This is a genomic window from Lysinibacillus sp. FSL K6-0102 (genome assembly GCF_038003545.1).
Classification (GTDB): Bacteria; Bacillota; Bacilli; order Bacillales_A; family Planococcaceae; genus Lysinibacillus; species Lysinibacillus capsici.
Genome location: NZ_JBBOPH010000001.1, coordinates 3,183,586 through 3,200,771 on the forward strand (window position 1 = coordinate 3,183,586; position 17,186 = coordinate 3,200,771).

18 protein-coding genes and 1 other annotated feature are annotated in these 17,186 nt (G+C 37.3%); of the genes, 3 read left to right on the top strand and 15 right to left on the bottom strand.

All coding sequences use genetic code 11. The features are described 5' to 3' along the window. Nucleotides 1–98: 98 nt before the first annotated feature. The 4 genes from NYE73_RS16220 to rpmG form a co-directional block, all read right to left on the bottom strand. Nucleotides 99–1,994, bottom strand: coding sequence for an LTA synthase family protein (locus tag NYE73_RS16220; RefSeq protein WP_048392681.1), 1,896 nt, complete (start codon nt 1,992–1,994; stop codon nt 99–101). Nucleotides 1,995–2,274: 280 nt separating this feature from the next. After that, the gene (locus NYE73_RS16225; protein ID WP_004231021.1) at nt 2,275–2,484 is read right to left on the bottom strand and encodes a YqgQ family protein; all 210 of its coding nucleotides are present in this window, start codon (nt 2,482–2,484) and stop codon (nt 2,275–2,277) included. Next, entirely contained in the window at nt 2,477–3,070 is a 594-nt protein-coding gene (locus NYE73_RS16230) for a 5-formyltetrahydrofolate cyclo-ligase (protein ID WP_259950857.1), read from the bottom strand. Before NYE73_RS16230 ends, NYE73_RS16225 begins: the two co-directional genes overlap by 8 nt. Before the next feature lie 112 nt (nt 3,071–3,182). After that, nucleotides 3,183–3,332, bottom strand: coding sequence for a 50S ribosomal protein L33 (gene rpmG, locus NYE73_RS16235; protein ID WP_008408521.1), 150 nt, complete (start codon nt 3,330–3,332; stop codon nt 3,183–3,185). A 150-nt stretch (nt 3,333–3,482) separates the two neighbouring features. On the opposite strand from rpmG, the gene NYE73_RS16240 reads away from it, so the two are divergent. Further along, nucleotides 3,483–3,935 (top strand): hypothetical protein, encoded by a 453-nt coding sequence (locus NYE73_RS16240; RefSeq protein ID WP_231595624.1) that lies wholly within the window; start codon nt 3,483–3,485, stop codon nt 3,933–3,935. A gap of 3 nt (nt 3,936–3,938) precedes the next feature. Beyond that, on the top strand, nt 3,939–4,421 hold the full coding sequence (locus NYE73_RS16245; protein WP_048392679.1) for a hypothetical protein: 483 nt from the start codon (nt 3,939–3,941) through the stop codon (nt 4,419–4,421). Nucleotides 4,422–4,467: 46 nt separating this feature from the next. Here NYE73_RS16245 and NYE73_RS16250 read toward each other — a convergent pair whose 3' ends face one another. The 9 genes from NYE73_RS16250 to NYE73_RS16290 all read right to left on the bottom strand — a co-directional run bounded on the left by NYE73_RS16250 (nt 4,468) and on the right by NYE73_RS16290 (nt 13,394). Continuing rightward, entirely contained in the window at nt 4,468–5,040 is a 573-nt protein-coding gene (locus tag NYE73_RS16250; RefSeq protein WP_054549137.1) for an anthranilate synthase component II, read from the bottom strand. After that, nucleotides 5,037–6,422, bottom strand: coding sequence for an anthranilate synthase component I (gene trpE / locus NYE73_RS16255; RefSeq protein ID WP_103118432.1), 1,386 nt, complete (start codon nt 6,420–6,422; stop codon nt 5,037–5,039). Before trpE ends, NYE73_RS16250 begins: the two co-directional genes overlap by 4 nt. 138 nt (nt 6,423–6,560) lie before the next feature. Further along, nucleotides 6,561–6,771: a binding site (T-box leader), on the bottom strand. 39 nt (nt 6,772–6,810) lie between these two features. Continuing rightward, nucleotides 6,811–7,881, bottom strand: coding sequence for a mechanosensitive ion channel family protein (locus NYE73_RS16260; protein WP_048392250.1), 1,071 nt, complete (start codon nt 7,879–7,881; stop codon nt 6,811–6,813). A 77-nt stretch (nt 7,882–7,958) separates the two neighbouring features. Then, nucleotides 7,959–8,831, bottom strand: a complete 873-nt coding sequence (locus NYE73_RS16265; RefSeq protein WP_048392249.1) for a hypothetical protein — start codon at nt 8,829–8,831, stop codon at nt 7,959–7,961. Between the two features lie 177 nt (nt 8,832–9,008). Then, nucleotides 9,009–9,668 carry a phosphate signaling complex protein PhoU gene (gene phoU / locus NYE73_RS16270; RefSeq protein WP_048392248.1) on the bottom strand — a complete coding sequence of 220 codons (660 nt, stop codon included), beginning with the start codon at nt 9,666–9,668 and terminating at the stop codon, nt 9,009–9,011. Between the two features lie 13 nt (nt 9,669–9,681). Next, the gene (pstB, locus tag NYE73_RS16275; RefSeq protein WP_048392247.1) at nt 9,682–10,515 is read right to left on the bottom strand and encodes a phosphate ABC transporter ATP-binding protein PstB; all 834 of its coding nucleotides are present in this window, start codon (nt 10,513–10,515) and stop codon (nt 9,682–9,684) included. A 12-nt stretch (nt 10,516–10,527) separates the two neighbouring features. Further along, a complete protein-coding gene (gene pstA / locus NYE73_RS16280; RefSeq protein ID WP_048392246.1) occupies nt 10,528–11,406 on the bottom strand; it encodes a phosphate ABC transporter permease PstA in 879 nt (292 codons plus the stop codon). Between the two features lies 1 nt (nt 11,407). Then, nucleotides 11,408–12,355, bottom strand: a complete 948-nt coding sequence (pstC, locus tag NYE73_RS16285) for a phosphate ABC transporter permease subunit PstC (protein WP_054549134.1) — start codon at nt 12,353–12,355, stop codon at nt 11,408–11,410. A gap of 64 nt (nt 12,356–12,419) precedes the next feature. Next, complete coding sequence (locus tag NYE73_RS16290; protein WP_004231003.1) at nt 12,420–13,394, bottom strand: PstS family phosphate ABC transporter substrate-binding protein; 975 nt, start codon at nt 13,392–13,394, stop codon at nt 12,420–12,422. Nucleotides 13,395–13,637: 243 nt separating this feature from the next. Between NYE73_RS16290 and NYE73_RS16295 the strand changes: the two genes are divergently transcribed. Beyond that, on the top strand, nt 13,638–13,829 hold the full coding sequence (locus NYE73_RS16295) for a hypothetical protein (protein WP_009370174.1): 192 nt from the start codon (nt 13,638–13,640) through the stop codon (nt 13,827–13,829). Nucleotides 13,830–14,085: 256 nt separating this feature from the next. Here the strand turns inward: NYE73_RS16295 and NYE73_RS16300 are convergent, their stop codons facing one another. Beyond that, nucleotides 14,086–16,290: a peptidoglycan D,D-transpeptidase FtsI family protein gene (locus tag NYE73_RS16300; RefSeq protein WP_048392244.1), complete on the bottom strand. Its 2,205-nt coding sequence runs from the start codon at nt 16,288–16,290 to the stop codon at nt 14,086–14,088. A 280-nt stretch (nt 16,291–16,570) separates the two neighbouring features. Then, complete coding sequence (locus tag NYE73_RS16305) at nt 16,571–17,176, bottom strand: superoxide dismutase (RefSeq protein WP_016995356.1); 606 nt, start codon at nt 17,174–17,176, stop codon at nt 16,571–16,573. Between the last annotated feature and the right edge of the window lie 10 nt (nt 17,177–17,186).

The following is a 17,186-nucleotide window of genomic DNA, read 5'->3' on the forward strand; positions in this document are numbered from 1 at the left end:
CATAGGATTCACAAAAAAATTTTATGAATAGTGCTTGAGACTAATTCTTTTTTATCAGCAATAAAAAAGAGAGATCCCTATACGAGATCTCTCTTTGATTATTTAACTGAATCCTGCTTTAAATTACCTGTTTTTTCGTCATAGAAGCGAAGTAAGTCTCCATTAATGATGGCATCAGAATTTTCTAGTTCCATTGTAGCACGATCAGCATAAGACTGACATGGCTCACCATCTATTTCTTCGCCAGTTGCTTTGTCATAGCAAGCTTCACCAGCATAGACGTATTTATCTGTAATAAAACGTCCATCACGGAAGACTACAAAGTCCTCATGCTCTGGAGAAAATAAATCTGCACCCATTTGCATATCTTTTGACGTTTCAACGCCAAGAAGGTGTAAGATCGTTGGACGTAAATCCATTTGTCCTGAAATCTCAGTCATTTCTTTTCCATCGCCCGCTCCTGGGATATGGATGAATAAAGGTACTTCTTGAAGCATTGCATTATCCATTGGTGTAATTTGATCTTTTCCTAAATATTGTGCCATTGCTTTATTATGGTTCTCAGAAATACCATAGTGATCCCCATACATCACAATAATAGAATTATCATAGACACCTTGATCTTTTAACTGTTGGAAGAAGTCTTTTAAAGCCTCATCCATGTAACGTACTGTTTGGAAGTAACGATTTAATGTACCTGAATTTGAATCATATTCAGGAATCATAATATCTTCTGGATCCAATGTAAATGGATAATGGTTCGTTAAAGTAATAAGTCTAGAGTAGAATGGCTGAGGCATATCTTTCATTAAAGCAGCTGATTGCTCTAAGAATGGAACATCTTTCATTCCCCAGTTTACAGCTTGCCCCTCTTCCACAGTATATGAATCTATATCGTAGAATTTATTAATTTTTAACGATTGATACATCATGTCACGATTCCAGAATGATTTATTATTAGGGTGCATGACATTTGTAAAGTATCCATTTTCTCCAAGGCGTTCAGCCATTGAATTATACGTATTTCCACCATGCGTGAAGAATACAGCACCTCGACCTAAACCAAACAGTGAGTTTTCAACAATAAACTCCGAGTCAGAAGTTTTTCCTAACCCTGTTTGGTGATAGAAGTTACTGAAATAATACGTATCTTTATCTTTTGTTAAAGAGTTTAAGAATGGCGTAATTTCATGACCATTCATGTCATTATTAATGACAAAGTTTTGTAATGACTCCATCGATACCACAATCAGGTTACGACCTTTATATTTCCCAAACATCTCTGGATTTACAGCAGCCTGATTAGAACGTATATAGTTGTTCACTTCTACTAGTTCACTACCATCGGCTAACGCACGTTGTGCAGATGATTTAGATTGAATATAAATGTCATACAAGTGGTAATTGTACGTACCAATGTTTTTTACTAATAATTCGCGGTCAAAACTACGTGTTAGTAATTGTGGGCGCTCAGTTTCTGCTAATCCTAAATTTAAGAATGTCATTGCTATTGCAAGCACAAAGAATGCACGACGGAATTCAATATTCACTTTAAATGCATCTTTCATTTTTGGTAAAAATTTATTCGCTAAGATTAAGATAACGACATCAACGAAATATAATACATCCCAAGGCTCAACAATGGCTGCTACTGATGTTCCTAAGTCACTAAAGTTACTTGTTTGGAATAATACTGGTAGCGTAATAAAATCATTGTAGAATCGATAGAACGCTACATTTCCGTATAAAACAATGGACAAAATAACGCTGACCGTAATCAAATAACGATTTCTAGCTTTTGCTGATTTAAAGAATAGTGATAAACCATACGTAAATAGCAAGAAGCTTAATGGATTAATAAATAAAATAAACTGTTGCATTGCATTTTCAATTTTCATTTCAAAGCTTGTGTGGTAAACAATGACCGTTTTGATCCAAGTTGCTATAATTGCTAGTATCATAAATGAATGTTTAGGCCACTTTATTGATTTCATTCCTAACATCCTCCCTACTTCCTTACAAAAAAATAATAATTTTTTACATTTTGTTACGGAAACAAAATATATCTTAATCCTTTTTTAACAGATAATCAACACATATCTTAGGGAAAATTTTTTCTCCCTGCTCTTTCTATGCACCAGATATCTATATATACGTTTTGCATTGTAAAAAGTTTCGTAAAAACATAAAAACAGCGGAAACCCACTGTTTTTAAGAATATTACATACATGTTACATTAATTTTACAATACCCAATTACATTATATTTCAAACATTACTTTTTATGCTCTTCCATACGAAGTCTTGTTGTTTCTTGTCGAATAAGCAGTAGAGCCATTTGATAATCTTTTATATCTAGTACATTCGCTTTATAGAGCTCACGTATTTCATCCTCCATCAACATCAAATCGCCAATAGGATCACGTGTATAAATATAGGTACCATATGTTTTCAAGAGTTCATAAATATCTAGCATTTTATCCATTTTCATTCGCTCCTCGTTGTGCAACACAGTCAATACGTTTTGTGGGCGTCACAATGATATCTACTGGGCAATCATGTGCTTCAGTAGGAACACAATCAATGATTTGCTCATCAAAGAGCAGCGACATCAGCTTACCCTTATTATAGTTTAATACATAGCGGTCATAATAACCACCGCCATAGCCGATTCGATAACCGTATGGATCAAAAACAACGCCTGGTACAACAATGATATCCATCTCATTTGCGTCAACAAACTCACTTTTTGCTGGAATGGGCTCACGCAAATGCATATATACAGTTTCAAGCTGTGCAAATGATTCAATGGCATAAAATGACATTTCTCTTGTTTTTGGGTGACATTTAGGAACTGCGACCTTTTTACCTAGTTTCCATAATTCCTCAATTATAAGAATTGTGTCGACTTCTGGCTTATTTGAAATGGTAATGCCAATTGTATTTGCTTCTATTATATATGGTTCCTGTAGCACCTTGTTTAACACAGCTAATGATTGACGATGATAGTCTTCATCCGTCATAGTTGCAAGGGCTTGGCGTACCGTGTTTCGTAAAGTTGTTTTATCCATCTAGGCTACCTCCTATATCGTAAAACTTCATATCCTCCTGGAATTGTTACATTGAATGATGTGATAAAATGTAGAAAGCCAAAACCACTTGTGGTTTTGGCTTAATGAGCGATTACTTAGTTTCACGGTGAAGAGTGTATTTCTTCTCGCGAGAGCAATATTTTTTAAGTTCAAGACGCTCTGGATTGTTACGCTTGTTCTTTTTAGAAATGTAGTTACGTTCGCCGCAATCTGTGCAAGCTAAAGTAATATTTACGCGCATCATTAACCCTCCCACTCTATATCAAGAATTTAAATTTGAGCATGATTTATACGACTAACCTATTATAACATAATCTGAAAAAAAATCTACCTTCATTTCATATTAAGTTTGCATATGGTAAAATATCTTATAATTACATACTACATTGAGGTGAAACTATTGGATTTATCCATCGTATTAATGAGTATTGGCATTTTTCTGATCATCGTTTCGTTCTTTTTCAAAAATAGCTCGAAAAAAATCGAACAAGATGTCGAAGAATTATCTATCTCCATCTTCCAAGAAACGAATAATTTAAAACGTCGCCTTAAGATTGTGGAGGAAGAACTTTTACTAGAGCCTGAGTTCCAAGTGAAATCAAAATCAAGTATCCCTCCAAAAGGTCAAGATCCTAAAGTGCACCAAGTCATGCAGGCCGTTCAACAGGCTGCACAGAGTTCAAAAGTTGGACAAACAACAGCACCAGCAAAACCGATTCATCAAATTATTATTAGTCAGGTACTTGAATTAAATAAACAGGGTCTTTCTGTAGCAGATATTAGTATTCGCTCAAATTTAACAGAAGAGCAAGTTCGGCAAGTGATTGCAAACGGGGGGCGTTGATTGATGAATAAGTCTGCCATTCGTGCATTTGGTATAGCCATTTTTCTTGTTGGGGCATTGCTTGCACTCGCAAACCGCTTCGATGTAAATATTGGTCTTCCTACTAAGGAATTTTCCAATCAACAACAGGTAAAAGAACTACAAAACAAATTAAGTAAGGCCAATCAGGAAATTGCCTCGTTAAAGGATCAATTAAAGCAAGTACATACGACTGAAAAAACTTCTACAACAGATGCATCTGAACAAGCTGATGAAGAAGCAGATACAGATGTAACAACGATGTCTCTGCAAATCTATAGTGGTATCACACCCTATAGTGTGGCCCAAAAACTTGAAGACGGTGGCATTATTACCAATAGTGTTGAAATGGAGTTACTACTCGCTAACCCTAAATATGCTAGAAGCTTACAAATCGGCTCCTATGAAGTCAATTCTGCCATGACTTTAGAAGAAATAGCTAATTTAATTACAGGTAAGAAACAATAACATAAAAAGCTGTCGCCCATTCATATATGAGGCGACAGCTTTTTTATTACGCTATACTTTCTAGAAAGGCTTGCATCATCATACTACCTTCTTTTGTGCCGATTGATTCAGGATGAAACTGCAGCCCATAAAGTGGATATTCTTTATGTTGAATGGCCATGATTTCTCCGTCATCACCCGCTGTGGCGAGTATTTTAAAATCCTTGTGTAAAGTTTGTTCTTCAATAATAAGTGAATGATATCGCATAACCTCGATATCCCCATCTAATTGGGCAAATAAACCTGTTTGCTCGTATTGTAATGGGGACAGCTTTCCATGCATAATATTTTTTGCCTGTACTATATTTGCGCCAAAAGCCTGACCTATCGATTGGTGCCCAAGACATATACCTAAAATAGGGAATTTTTGATAGAGTTCCTTGATGACCTCTATCGTTATCCCTGCTTCATTTGGCGTTCCTGGCCCTGGTGATAAAATGATGGCTTCTGGCGATAGTTTTTGAATTTCTTCTATAGTAATGACATCATTCCGTACGACCTTGACGCTTTTTCCAAGCATACTGATTTGCTGAAATAAATTATAGGTAAAAGAATCGTAGTTATCTATGATTAGAATCATTTTTTTACCTCCAATAGGGCACGTGCCTTATTCAGTGTTTCTTCATATTCTGACAATGGAATCGAATCATAAACAATACCTGCTCCTGCCTGTACATGTGCCTTTTGATCCTTAATGAGCATCGTGCGAATCGCGAGGGCCAAGTCCATATCACCAGTTGTCGAAATATAGCCCACTGCTCCCGCATACACCCCACGCTTTACTGGTTCTAATTCATTAATCAATTGCATGGCCCGAATTTTTGGTGCCCCTGACACTGTACCAGCAGGTAAACAAGCACGAAGTACATCCAGTACATGGAGGTCATCTCGCAATTCGGCAATAACCTCAGATACCATATGCATCACATATTTATAGCGCTCAATTTTCATGTATTTGGTTAGCTTGACAGAACCCACTTTTGCAATACGTCCAAGATCATTGCGACCTAAATCCACTAACATACGGTGTTCAGCTATTTCCTTGCTATCCACTAATAGCGCATTTGCGATGGCCTCATCCTGTTCTATTGTCGTGCCACGCGGCTTTGTACCTGCTATTGGGTTGGTTGTCACTTTTCGATTTTTTACTTTCACAAGACTTTCAGGAGATGTTCCTAAAATAATATAGTCACCATAATCCATATAAAACATATAGGGTGATGGGTTAGACGTGCGCAATTGACGATAGAGCGAGAACGGCGAACCTGTAAACGGCGCAGAAAAACGTTGCGATAACACAATTTGGAAAATATCACCTCTCAAAATATGCTGCTTAGCACGTTCCACCAAAGCAACAAATCGTTCCTTTGAAATCATAGGCTTAAACTGTAGCTCATCCACCTTTAATACCTCAAAGGTCGTTCCTGCACAAAGCTGTTGCTCCATCCTTGTAATAGCAGCTTCCATCTCCTCTAATGAACGCCCATCCTGAAATAAATCAATCGAAGCTAGTGTAATTTCCTGTGTTAGATGATCAAAAACAATAAATGTATCATAGAAAAAAACATGAACATCAGGCATAGCTAAATCATCCTGTAAATAGTCACCTATTTTTTCTGTGTAAAATGCTGTTTCATAGCCAAAGAAACCTATAGCTCCTCCAAAGAAAGCAAAAGGATAGCTTTCTTTATGAAAGGGGATTAGTTCTTTTAATCGATCAAGCACATTGCCCCTAGCCTTGTCATTTTCTGCTCCTTTTGAAAACACGAATTCTTCATTGTTTCCTTTTAGTTCAGCCACTGGATTGATGGCGATAAAGGAATATCGCCCACTTTCCTCATGTTTCGCTGAGGATTCGAACAACATTTTATGCTGCCCTTTCAGTGATTGATACACAGAGATCGGGGTCATCATATCCCCATGTAATACTTTCATAGCATACTTTCTAAGCTCAACTGTCATACTCTTCTCTCCTTCTCTAAGCTCTGCTCATCTACACCTCATCTATCTTTAGCAGCAGAAATCTGCTAAAGGCTCTCTCTTCATTCAGCTAAAACATTTGCCGTCTAAAGAAAAAAATATAAAAAGGCCTTTCCATCACAAAAGGACGGAAAAGCCGTGGTGCCACCTTCATTGGTCTCCTGATAGGAAAACCCTCTCTAAGCCTTGTAACGTAGGCATCCGCTAATCCGTACTTTTTTCAGGATTAGAGCTCCGAAGTCCATTCACTAAACATTTGTACTAGTTTTCACCAACCACTAGCTCTCTATAACAAATTGTACTAGCTACTACTCTTCATCAAAGCTGATTTCTTGGTAATATTGTAAAGCAAACTATCTTACAATTCAATTTATTTTTTATTTCGCAGACTTTCTTCTTCAGGATGGCTAGCTAATGTAATCGATAGCTCCTCCATTATTTGACGAATGGCAAATAAAATATCCTGCCGCACTTCCAGCATAACAGCGGTATCATTTGTGGCAACAAAGAATCGAACAAGCACGCGATACGAATCATGATGAAATTCATCTATAAATACATGAATCATGTCTTTCTCTGTTTTAGCATGTAAATAAATTTCCTTATGAATGGCCGTTAAAGCGCTACGTATGTCTTCCTCATTATTAGCAGCAGCGATATATAAAAATTGCTCACATTTCCGTTTTTCTCGTTTAGATAAATTATAAAGTGGGCGATTCACTAAATAGGAGTTCGGCACATACACAAGTCCTTTGTCTCCTGTTTGAATTAACGTACTTCTTAAATTGATATCCTCAATCGTTCCTTCAATTTTTTGATCCTCTGTCGCAATCCAATCTCCTATTTGGAATGGATTATCTAAAGCTACGGACATGCCACCAAATACATGCGCTAGTGTATCGCGAATCCCAAAGGCAATCGCCACACCCGTTAAGCCGATTCCAGTTAAAAAGCCATTCAGATTAAAATCCCAAAAGGAAGCAATCGTAAACATAGCAAAAATCATGATAAGTACTTTACCGATTCGTAGAAAAAACGGTAGTAAAACATTCTGATCCTCTTCGCTTGTTAATTCAAATGGTTGTTTCGTATAAAAATTCAAAACATCGTAAATCCCTTTAAAAGCAAAAAACACCATAATAGACAATACAAAATTCTTTGTTGATGGATGTGTAAATAAAGGGACTTTTATTAAATAAGATAAGCTTAGCACAATGACAGTCGTCATAAAGGCATAGCCAATTGCTTTACTAAATTGAGCCAGTACATTTGCTTGGAAATTGCGCTGACGATCTTTTAAAAATAGCACAACACGATGAATAATTTTTTTGATGATGAATCGTTGAATAAGCCACCCGACTAAACAAATAATGACAGCAATTAAGCCATCTAGCCAGGTTGGGACTGTAAATTTAGGTAATAACCAATGTAATGAATCCATGTATTTCTCCTTTATAACTACCTATGTATCGCCAGCAAAAAGGAGCCGACCTTCAGTAATGGTTAGCCCCGTTCTTGTTATTGTATGGCATCATCTGCAAAAAAAGCCTTACTAGCAAACCAAAATTGCTGTTTATTAAAGTTATGTTCATGCATGGCAATTACCGAAAATTCAGCATGATATTTTTGCTTCATTTCCTTTAGCATCATTTTTGCTTGCTTGCCAACGAGATGCTGCCCATCAATAGGTGCTCCTTCTGTAAAAATAATGACATCTGCTTCTGTACCTAATTGATTTTCCTGTAGCAATGCTTTCACAAATTGTAAAACAGGTAAAATGGCTGCCTCTCCCTTTGCCTTATATTCGATAAAACTTTTAAAATCAGCTAAATTTAAATGACCATTTTCAAAGCGGTAGTGGACATGAATTTGCCGATCATACGGTACAATGTATAAATCACGGCCTTCTCGATGTGCACTCATAAATAACGCTAAAATCATACTTTTACAAATCTCAGAATAAGCGGCCATTCCTGTCGTTTGTTCTAAACAAATAATCATCGGGCCAGGGTCTTGTTGATAATCATGAAAGGGTACATAGTAAATATTGCCGCTTTTCGTTGTCTGTTGCTTAAGCTTTTGACGTCTAAGCTCTGACCATTTTCGTTCATAATACTGGCGTTGCTCTTTGCCATTTGCTAAGCGTTCTGCCTTCTCAATAGCAGGAATATTCTCTTGGATTTCATGCATGATATCCGTCAATTCCAGAGCAAATGCTGCCATATTTCGTAATGGCTCACTCTTGAAAAAATAATCGATAAAATAATGTTGTTCCCCTTCACTTAACTCCTCTATATGTAGGTTTTCATAGAGAAAACGTAAATAGTCAAGTTGTTCTATTGTCAACTGCTTGTCAAATTGCTTGATGAGGGATTCAATTGCATCTTTCATGTAGCAGCACCTCCTAAGCACCACATTTTTTGGATAATGTCTATAGTATAACCAAAAAAAAAATTTGACAATACAAAAACGCTTGCTATAAAGACGTTACAGCCAAAGACAATGTTGCTGCCACAGGAGATTTTTTTCTACAAATGAAAAAAAGAGCTAAAACGCAGCTCTTCTTTCTTAATTATTTAATTCATAATGTTTGCCTTTTACTAAGTAAAATAGATGTTCAGCAATATTTGTAGCATGGTCAGCAGAACGCTCTAAATAGCGGCAAATAAATGTTAGGTGCGTAATCTGTGAAATATGGGAGGGATTTTCTACCCCAGCACGGAGTAAAAGGGTGATCGTTGCCCCGTATAAATCGTCCACGTAATCATCTAACTCTGCAATCTCTTTAGCGCGTACCGTATCTTCCTCAGTAAAGGCCTTCATGATGCTCTCTAGCATTTCTACTGTTTTATTGCACATGGTTTGGAGATTTGTTATTGGGAATATCATCGGCTCCTTACCAATTCGAATTGCTTCTTTAGCTATATTAACCGCATAGTCCCCTACTCTTTCCATATCTGAAGCTGCCTTTACGAGAACCATGAGACGGCGTAAATCTGTTGCTACTGGTTGTTGCTTGGCAATCATTAGGATCACATGGTCATTAATTTCTTCTTCAAGGCGATTAATGATTAAATCGTCCTCCAAAATTTTCAAAGACTTTTCTAAATCCTGCTCTACCAATGCTTCAAAAGCTGTTTTTAATGCAAGGATACTGCTATTAGCAATTGCAAGAAATTGCCCCTGTACCTCTTTTAACTCTTGTTCAAAACGTTCACGTACGATCATTCATTGCTCCTCCTTAGCCGAAACGTCCCGAAATATAGTCTTCTGTACGTTGATCTGCTGGTGTTTGGAAAATAACATCCGTTTTATCGTATTCGACAACCTCTCCACTTAGGAAGAATGCTGTACGATCAGAAATACGTGCCGCTTGCTGCATATTATGTGTCACGATGACAATGGAATAATCCTTTTTCAGTTCTTGAACCAGCTCTTCCACTTTCAACGTAGAAATCGGATCTAAGGCAGATGTTGGCTCATCCATTAAGATGACATCAGGCTCAATCGCTAAGCAACGTGCAATACAAATACGTTGTTGCTGACCACCTGATAATCCGTAAGCATTTTGATTCAAACGGTCTTTTACCTCGTCCCAAATGGCTGCCCCTCTTAATGATTTCTCCACAATTTCATCGAGAATTTTTTTATTTTTAATGCCATGAATTCTTGGTCCATAGGCAATGTTATCATAAATGGATTTTGGAAACGGGTTTGGCTTTTGGAATACCATACCTACACGTGTTCTTAATTCCTCTACCGTATAGTTTTTATCTAAAATATTTCGCTCACGATATAAAATTTCTCCTGATGTACGTACGATTGGTACAAGTTCAACCATGCGGTTTAATGTTTTTAGATACGTAGATTTCCCACAGCCAGATGGTCCAATAATAGCCGTTACTTCATTTTCATAGATGCTTAAATTAACATCTTTTAAACCATGATGATCACCATACCATAAGTTTAAATTGCGTGTATCATAGACAATATTTTTCGCCACATCTGCTATAGGCTTAGTCGTTGCCTGGTTCCGTTTGACAATTGTTTTTTCCTCTTTAAAATCTAATACCATAAGGTCACCTCATTAATAACGTTTTTGGAATTTATTTCGGATATAGATGGCAATCGAATTCATTAATAGCAGCACTGTCATAAGCACTAAAATACCTGCGGCTGCTACGTATTGAAAGGCTTCTTGTGGTCGTTTTGCCCAATCATAGATTTGCATTGGTAATGCTGTAAATTGACTCAGTAAACCATTCGGTAAAAACTGGAGGATAACTGGAATTCCAATTACAACTAGTGGAGCTGTTTCTCCAATGGCACGAGACAAGGCTAAAATACTTCCTGTTAAAATACCTGGAATGGCAGCTGGCAATACAACACGCAAAATCGTTTGCCATTTCGTTGCACCCATGCCATATGAAGCTTCACGTTGTTCGTTTGGCACTGCACGAATAGCCTCTTGAGCCGCTACAATGATAACAGGTAAAATTAACAAACTCATTGTAAAGCCAGCAGCTAAAATGCTTTTTCCTAGACCCATCATACGTACAAAAATAGTTAATCCAAGTAATCCAAAAACAATGGAAGGAACACCTGCTAGATTCGATATATTCATGCGAATAAAGTCATTGATTTTATTTTTCTTGGCATACTCCTCTAAATAAATCGCAGTACCAACTCCTAAAATAATCGATACTGGTGCTACAACTGCCATTAACCAAAGCGAACCGATTAAAGCAGCTTTGATACCTGCCTTATCCGCAAATCGTGATGCAAAATTCGTCAAGAAATCGATATTTAAGTAATCAATTCCCTGTGTCACAATGCGGTACAGTAAAATAGCTAAAGCAACAAGTGCAAACGTAGTAGCTAAGAAAAAGAGAGTTTTCCAAACTTTATTTGCTGTAATACGCTTTGTCATTCGTTTCATGACGACTGTGTCATCCATATAGCGCATGCTAGTAAACCTCCCTGAAGCGTTTCGAAATATAGTGAGCAAGTAAATTCATTACTAGAGTAAAGATAAATAGTGTAAATCCTACTGAATAAATTGAGTAATAAATGGTTGTACCATAACCCGCATCACCAGTTGAAACCTGTACAATGTATGCAGTCATTGTTTGAATAGAGTCTGTCACATTGAGGTCAAATTTCGGTGTTGAACCACCTGCAAGCGATACAATCATTGTTTCTCCAATTGCCCGGGAAATAGCTAACACAACAGAAGCGACAATCCCTGAAAGCGCAGCTGGTAATACTACTTTGATTGCTACTTCAAATTTCGTCGCACCTAGAGCTAAGGCTCCTTCACGCATACTATTTGGTACAGATGACATGGCATCTTCTGAAAGAGATGTAATCATTGGTAAAATCATAATCCCTACAACAATACCAGGACTTAATGCATTAAATAGTTTGAGTCCAGGTACAATTTCTTGTAAAACTGGTGTGACAAATGTTAAAGCGAAGAAGCCATAAACAATTGTTGGCACACCTGCTAATACCTCTAAAATAGGTTTCACTGTACGTCGTGTTTTCTCACTTGCATATTCACTTAAATAGATAGCTGAAGCAATTCCAAATGGTACAGCTACTACAACTGCAATAAGTGTCACTTTTAATGTACCAGCGATTAATGGCAGTATCCCAAATAACGGTTCGTTACCTGAAAACGGTAACCATTTAGTACCGAAAAGGAAATCCGTAATCGACACACGTTTAAAGAATTCAAACGTTTCAAAAATAAGGGTGAAAACAATGCCAAATGTTGTTAATATCGAAATAATAGCTGCAGAAAATAATAGAGCTGGCATGGCTTTTTCCACTATTTTCTTTGTTTTTTGGTTGCGCGAATTTACAATTAATTGCTGCACAGATGATGTCTTATCTTCCTTTTGAGAAACCATTGGGAGCTCCTTTCAAATAAGTGAGGGAAAGAGCATACATCTCTTCCCCTCTATGCATGTCTTCTTATTTTAAGCCTTCTAAAGTTTTTAAGCCTTCAGTATATTTTTCTTCAGGTAAACGAACATAGCCCACTGCTTCAGCCATATCGCCTGCGTTTTCAAGTGTAAATTTAATGAAGTCGTATGCTGCTTCATTGTCCTTCATTGCACTATTTTTTACGTATGTGAATAATGGACGTGAAAGTGGTGTATATTCGCCACCTTCAATTGTTTCATTTGTTGGCTCTACGCCATTTACTTTGACAATGTTTAATTTATCTTTATTTTCAAGGTAGTAAGCATAACCGAAGAAGCCAATCGCATTTTTATCACCAGCTACACCTTGCACTAGCATATTATCATCCTCTGATAATGTTGCTGAGCTTACTAGATCTGCTCCATCTAAAATCACTTCATCAAAGTAATCGTATGTGCCTGAATCAGTACCTGGTGAATAGTAAACGATTTTTTCATCTGGCCATGATGGATCAATATCAGACCATTTTTTCTCTGTCCCATCTTCAATCCAAATTTTTTGTAGTTGTTCTACCGTTAAGTCCTTCGCCCAATCATTTTCTGGGTTCACGACTACTGATAAACCGTCATATGCTAAAGCTAGCTCTGTAAAATCAATGCCCGCTTCTTCTAATTTCGCTTTCTCTTCATCTTTTATATTACGAGATGCATTTGAAAAGTCTGTTTCACCTGCGATGAATTTTTCAAAACCACCACCAGTACCAGAAACCCCCACTGATACTTTGACATCTGGTTGTGTACCTGCATACTCTTCAACAACTGCCTCAATGATTGGTGCTACTGTTGATGAGCCATCTCCAGCTACAGACCCTTGTAGCTTTTCATCAGCAGCTTCTTGTCCTGAGCTTGCTGGTGCGTTCGTTTCTGTATTGTTTCCGTTTTGTGCAGAATCGCTACCACATGCACCTAGCATTAATGCAGAACCCATTACCGCTGTCATCGTTAAGTACTTCCACTTTTTCATCTCATTTGCCTCCGTCATGAACTGTTTTATAGTTATTTGTCTTACAATCTTTACTATAATGACTGATTGTTGAAGTCGTATAAACGGTTCGTAAAAGAGATGTAAAGGAATGTAATGCTTTGTAAACGTTTGTAAAGATGAATTTACAATAGGGGAAACTTGCTTCCTATAGGAAAGGTGTTATAATAAGCAATTGTGTCAGGAAATATTTATTTTAATGATAAGGAGAGTTTGACCTTTGTCATGAAACATGCAAAAGTACAAAATGTCGATTATTTTAAAACATATTTATCATTAGTAATGGAACATCGGGACTACACACTTCAAGAGGCGATTGATTTTATGCTTGCTTCTTATTTCTATAACAATATAGAACTTTATGGGGTAAAACCAAGAGAGCAATTTGAATTAGCCATTCAGCAATTATCCGCATAAAGGCACTAAATATCTGAAAGGGGCGTTTTGCTATGCAAACGCCCCTTTCACTACTTAGTTAAGTTTAAATTTCACAACTGATTCAGTTCATCAGCAATTTTGACAAGTACCTCTGAATTGCGCATTTCGTATACATTCCATATTTACTTAAGAAGTAGCTTAACATCATTCAAAATTCATAAAAAAGTAAAAATAAAACGGATTTGGAAAATAATTTTTCCAAATCCGTTTTGTATTAGCGCATATCCAATACCCTTTATTCCTGCTCATTCTCTCCAATTTTTTCTTCCGTAATCGCTGGTAAAATTGGCTGTTTTACATTGCTATCAGTTACTTTTTCAGCTTGATATTTTGCTTTTAATTCAAAATACTTATCTAAAGAACGTCTAGCAATGACATTATTTTGATAGTAGTGTGGCGCTAAATTTGTATTAACCCATGGGATCACAACTGCATAGGCAATTTCAGGATTTTCATATGGGGCAAAGCCAACATGCGTTAAATTAATCGTATTTGTGCCGTAGTGCTCACGTAACGGACCATAATACACTACCTCTGCTGTCCCTGTTTTCCCTGCAGCTGTATATGGAGTATCGGCAAATTGTGCTCGTGCTGTACCATGTGAACCAGTATATACACGACGTAGCCCTTGCTTTACATAATCGATCTCTTCTTTAGGATTATCTATTTGATTCAAAATAGTTGGACCTACTTCTGTTACTAACTGCCCTAATTGCTTCCCATCCTGTGATGGGTCTCGAACCTCTTTCACAACATGTGGCTGAATACGATAGCCACCATTGGCAACTGTTGAAATATATTGTGCAAGTTGAAGTGGTGTATACGTATCATACTGACCAATCGCCAAGTCAAGTGTTTTACCACCCATTGTTGGACCTGATGGACCACGCACTCCGCTAAATTCATTTGGTAAATCAATGCCTGTTTTCACACCTAAACCAAATTGCGCATAATTATTACGCATTTTTGAGAACGTATCGTCCTTTAAGCGTAATGGCATACCATAACTATAAGGGGTTCCATTAAGCAGCATCGCAATTTTAAACATATAGGAGTTGGAAGAACGTTCTAATGCTAACAAGTCATTCATCGGGATATATCCAGCCCTGTTAAAAATAGATGTTTTCGGGTCCGTGCCAGCTAATATAATCGGCTCGTCTCCCATTGAAGTACCCATCGAAATAACATCCTGATTGTAGCCAGTGAGGACTGTTGCTGCTTTAACAGATGAACCTGCCTCATAGGCTGTTGTAAACGATCCATATGCATAGTCAATGACTTCATTTTGCCCTGTCTCGGGATTTTTTTCTATTTTCTTACCTACCATCGATAAAATGTCGCCTGTATTTGGATCCATCATAATAAGGAAGGCACGGTCTAATAAATAGGAGCCTGGAAGTGCCTTTAAGTTAAGCAGTTCTTCTTCTACAATCTTATCCGTTTCAGCCTGCAGCTCACTATCCAATGAAAGGATTAAGTCTTTACCTGGCTCCCCTTCATAGGTTGTGACTGTATCGACTACTTGACCTTTTTTATTGGTAATATTTTTGACGACTGTTTTTTGACCTTGTAATAATTCTTCATATTGTGCTTCAATGTAACTTTCTCCCACACGGTCATTACGTGAGTAGTCACGTGCTAAATAGTAGTTGAGCTTCTCTTTAGGTATCCCTTTTGTTGGGACCGTTGTACGTCCAAGAATAGATAAAGATGATAATTTGACACGTTTCCAGTCTGTTGTTGTATTAACACCTGGTAGTTCAGTTAAACGCTCAGATACACGAGCAAATTCATCAGCTGATACATTTTCACTTTTAATAATTTGAGGAGATAGATTATAGCCAGATACCATTTCACGATAAATCGCTAATACCTCTAAATCTGCCTCTGTTAATTGTAAAAGTTCTTCGTTTGTGATACGTTCCCGTACCAGTTTATCAATCTCTGCATTAATTTGACTTGTTGTAATATTTTCTTGTGCATTAATTTTTGTTTTTTCTGCCTCTGTGACTTTTTCATAGGCAGCATCGTGATTTTGTAATATCCAAAAATCCTGTTTATCACGCAATGTGACACGCTTTGTTGGCTGTTCAATTAACTGTGCCAGCTTTTTCGCGATATCAAGCATCTCCTCTGTTGTGGTCGTTTGCATTTTCGTATACGTAATGGCATTTTCCGGGTGATTATCCACTAAAATACGACCGTAACGATCATACATGCGTCCCCTTGGTACACTTGTGTTGACAGGAACTTCTTCTGTACGCTCTAAAATACGTACATAATCTTCCCCTTTGACGATTTGCATATAGCCAAGTCTAAAAATTAACATTGAAAATACGATAAATATTGCAAAGAAAAGGATATTCATACGAAATGTTAAGTTAGAATGATGTTTTGCTTTAACACTCGCCGCGCGATTTTTTCCAGGTGCTTTGCGCATATGTATTCCCCTCCTCATCTTCTGATCATTTCAATACACGATACCTAGTATACCATTCGAAGGTATGACAGAAAAGCACGCACTTTCGATTTCTTATGTAAAACATCATTTATTTGACGGTACTTTATGGAGAAAGGTTGCCCTATTTCACGCTCTCCTTATATTTCGTCTTCATTATCCTGATATTTTCAGATTCTATCCCTTAATTTGCTGTTTTATCCAACAAAAAAAGGCTATGCCTCCGTGATTGCTCACTTTAGGCACAGCCATTTATCCGTTATTATTTTGCAGCTTGGAATTTAGCTTCTACTACATCCCAGTTTACTACGTTCCAGAAAGCACCGATGTAATCTGGACGACGGTTTTGATAGTTTAGGTAGTATGCATGTTCCCATACATCTAAGCCTAAAACTGGTGTTTTCCCTTCCATTACTGGAGAGTCTTGGTTTGGAGTAGACGTAACAGCAACTGAGTCACCATCAACGATTAACCAAGCCCAACCTGAACCAAAGCGAGTTGTAGCAGCTTTAGCAAATTCTTCTTTGAAAGCGTCGAAAGAACCGAATTTAGCATCGATTGCTTTTGCTACTTCACCAACTGGTGTATTTGAACCGCCTGGAGCGATTACTTCCCAGAATAATGTATGGTTAGCATGTCCGCCACCGTTGTTGCGTACAGCAGTTTGTTTGTCAGCTGGAAGAGCATCTAGGTTTGCGATTAAGTCGTTAATGTCTTTTTCTGCAAATTCAGTACCTTCTACTGCTGCGTTTAAGTTTGTTACATAAGTATTGTGGTGTTTAGAATGGTGAATTTCCATTGTTTTTGCATCGATATGTGGTTCTAATGCGTCATAAGCGTAAGTTAATTGTGGTAATTCGTAAGCCATTGTTAAGTTC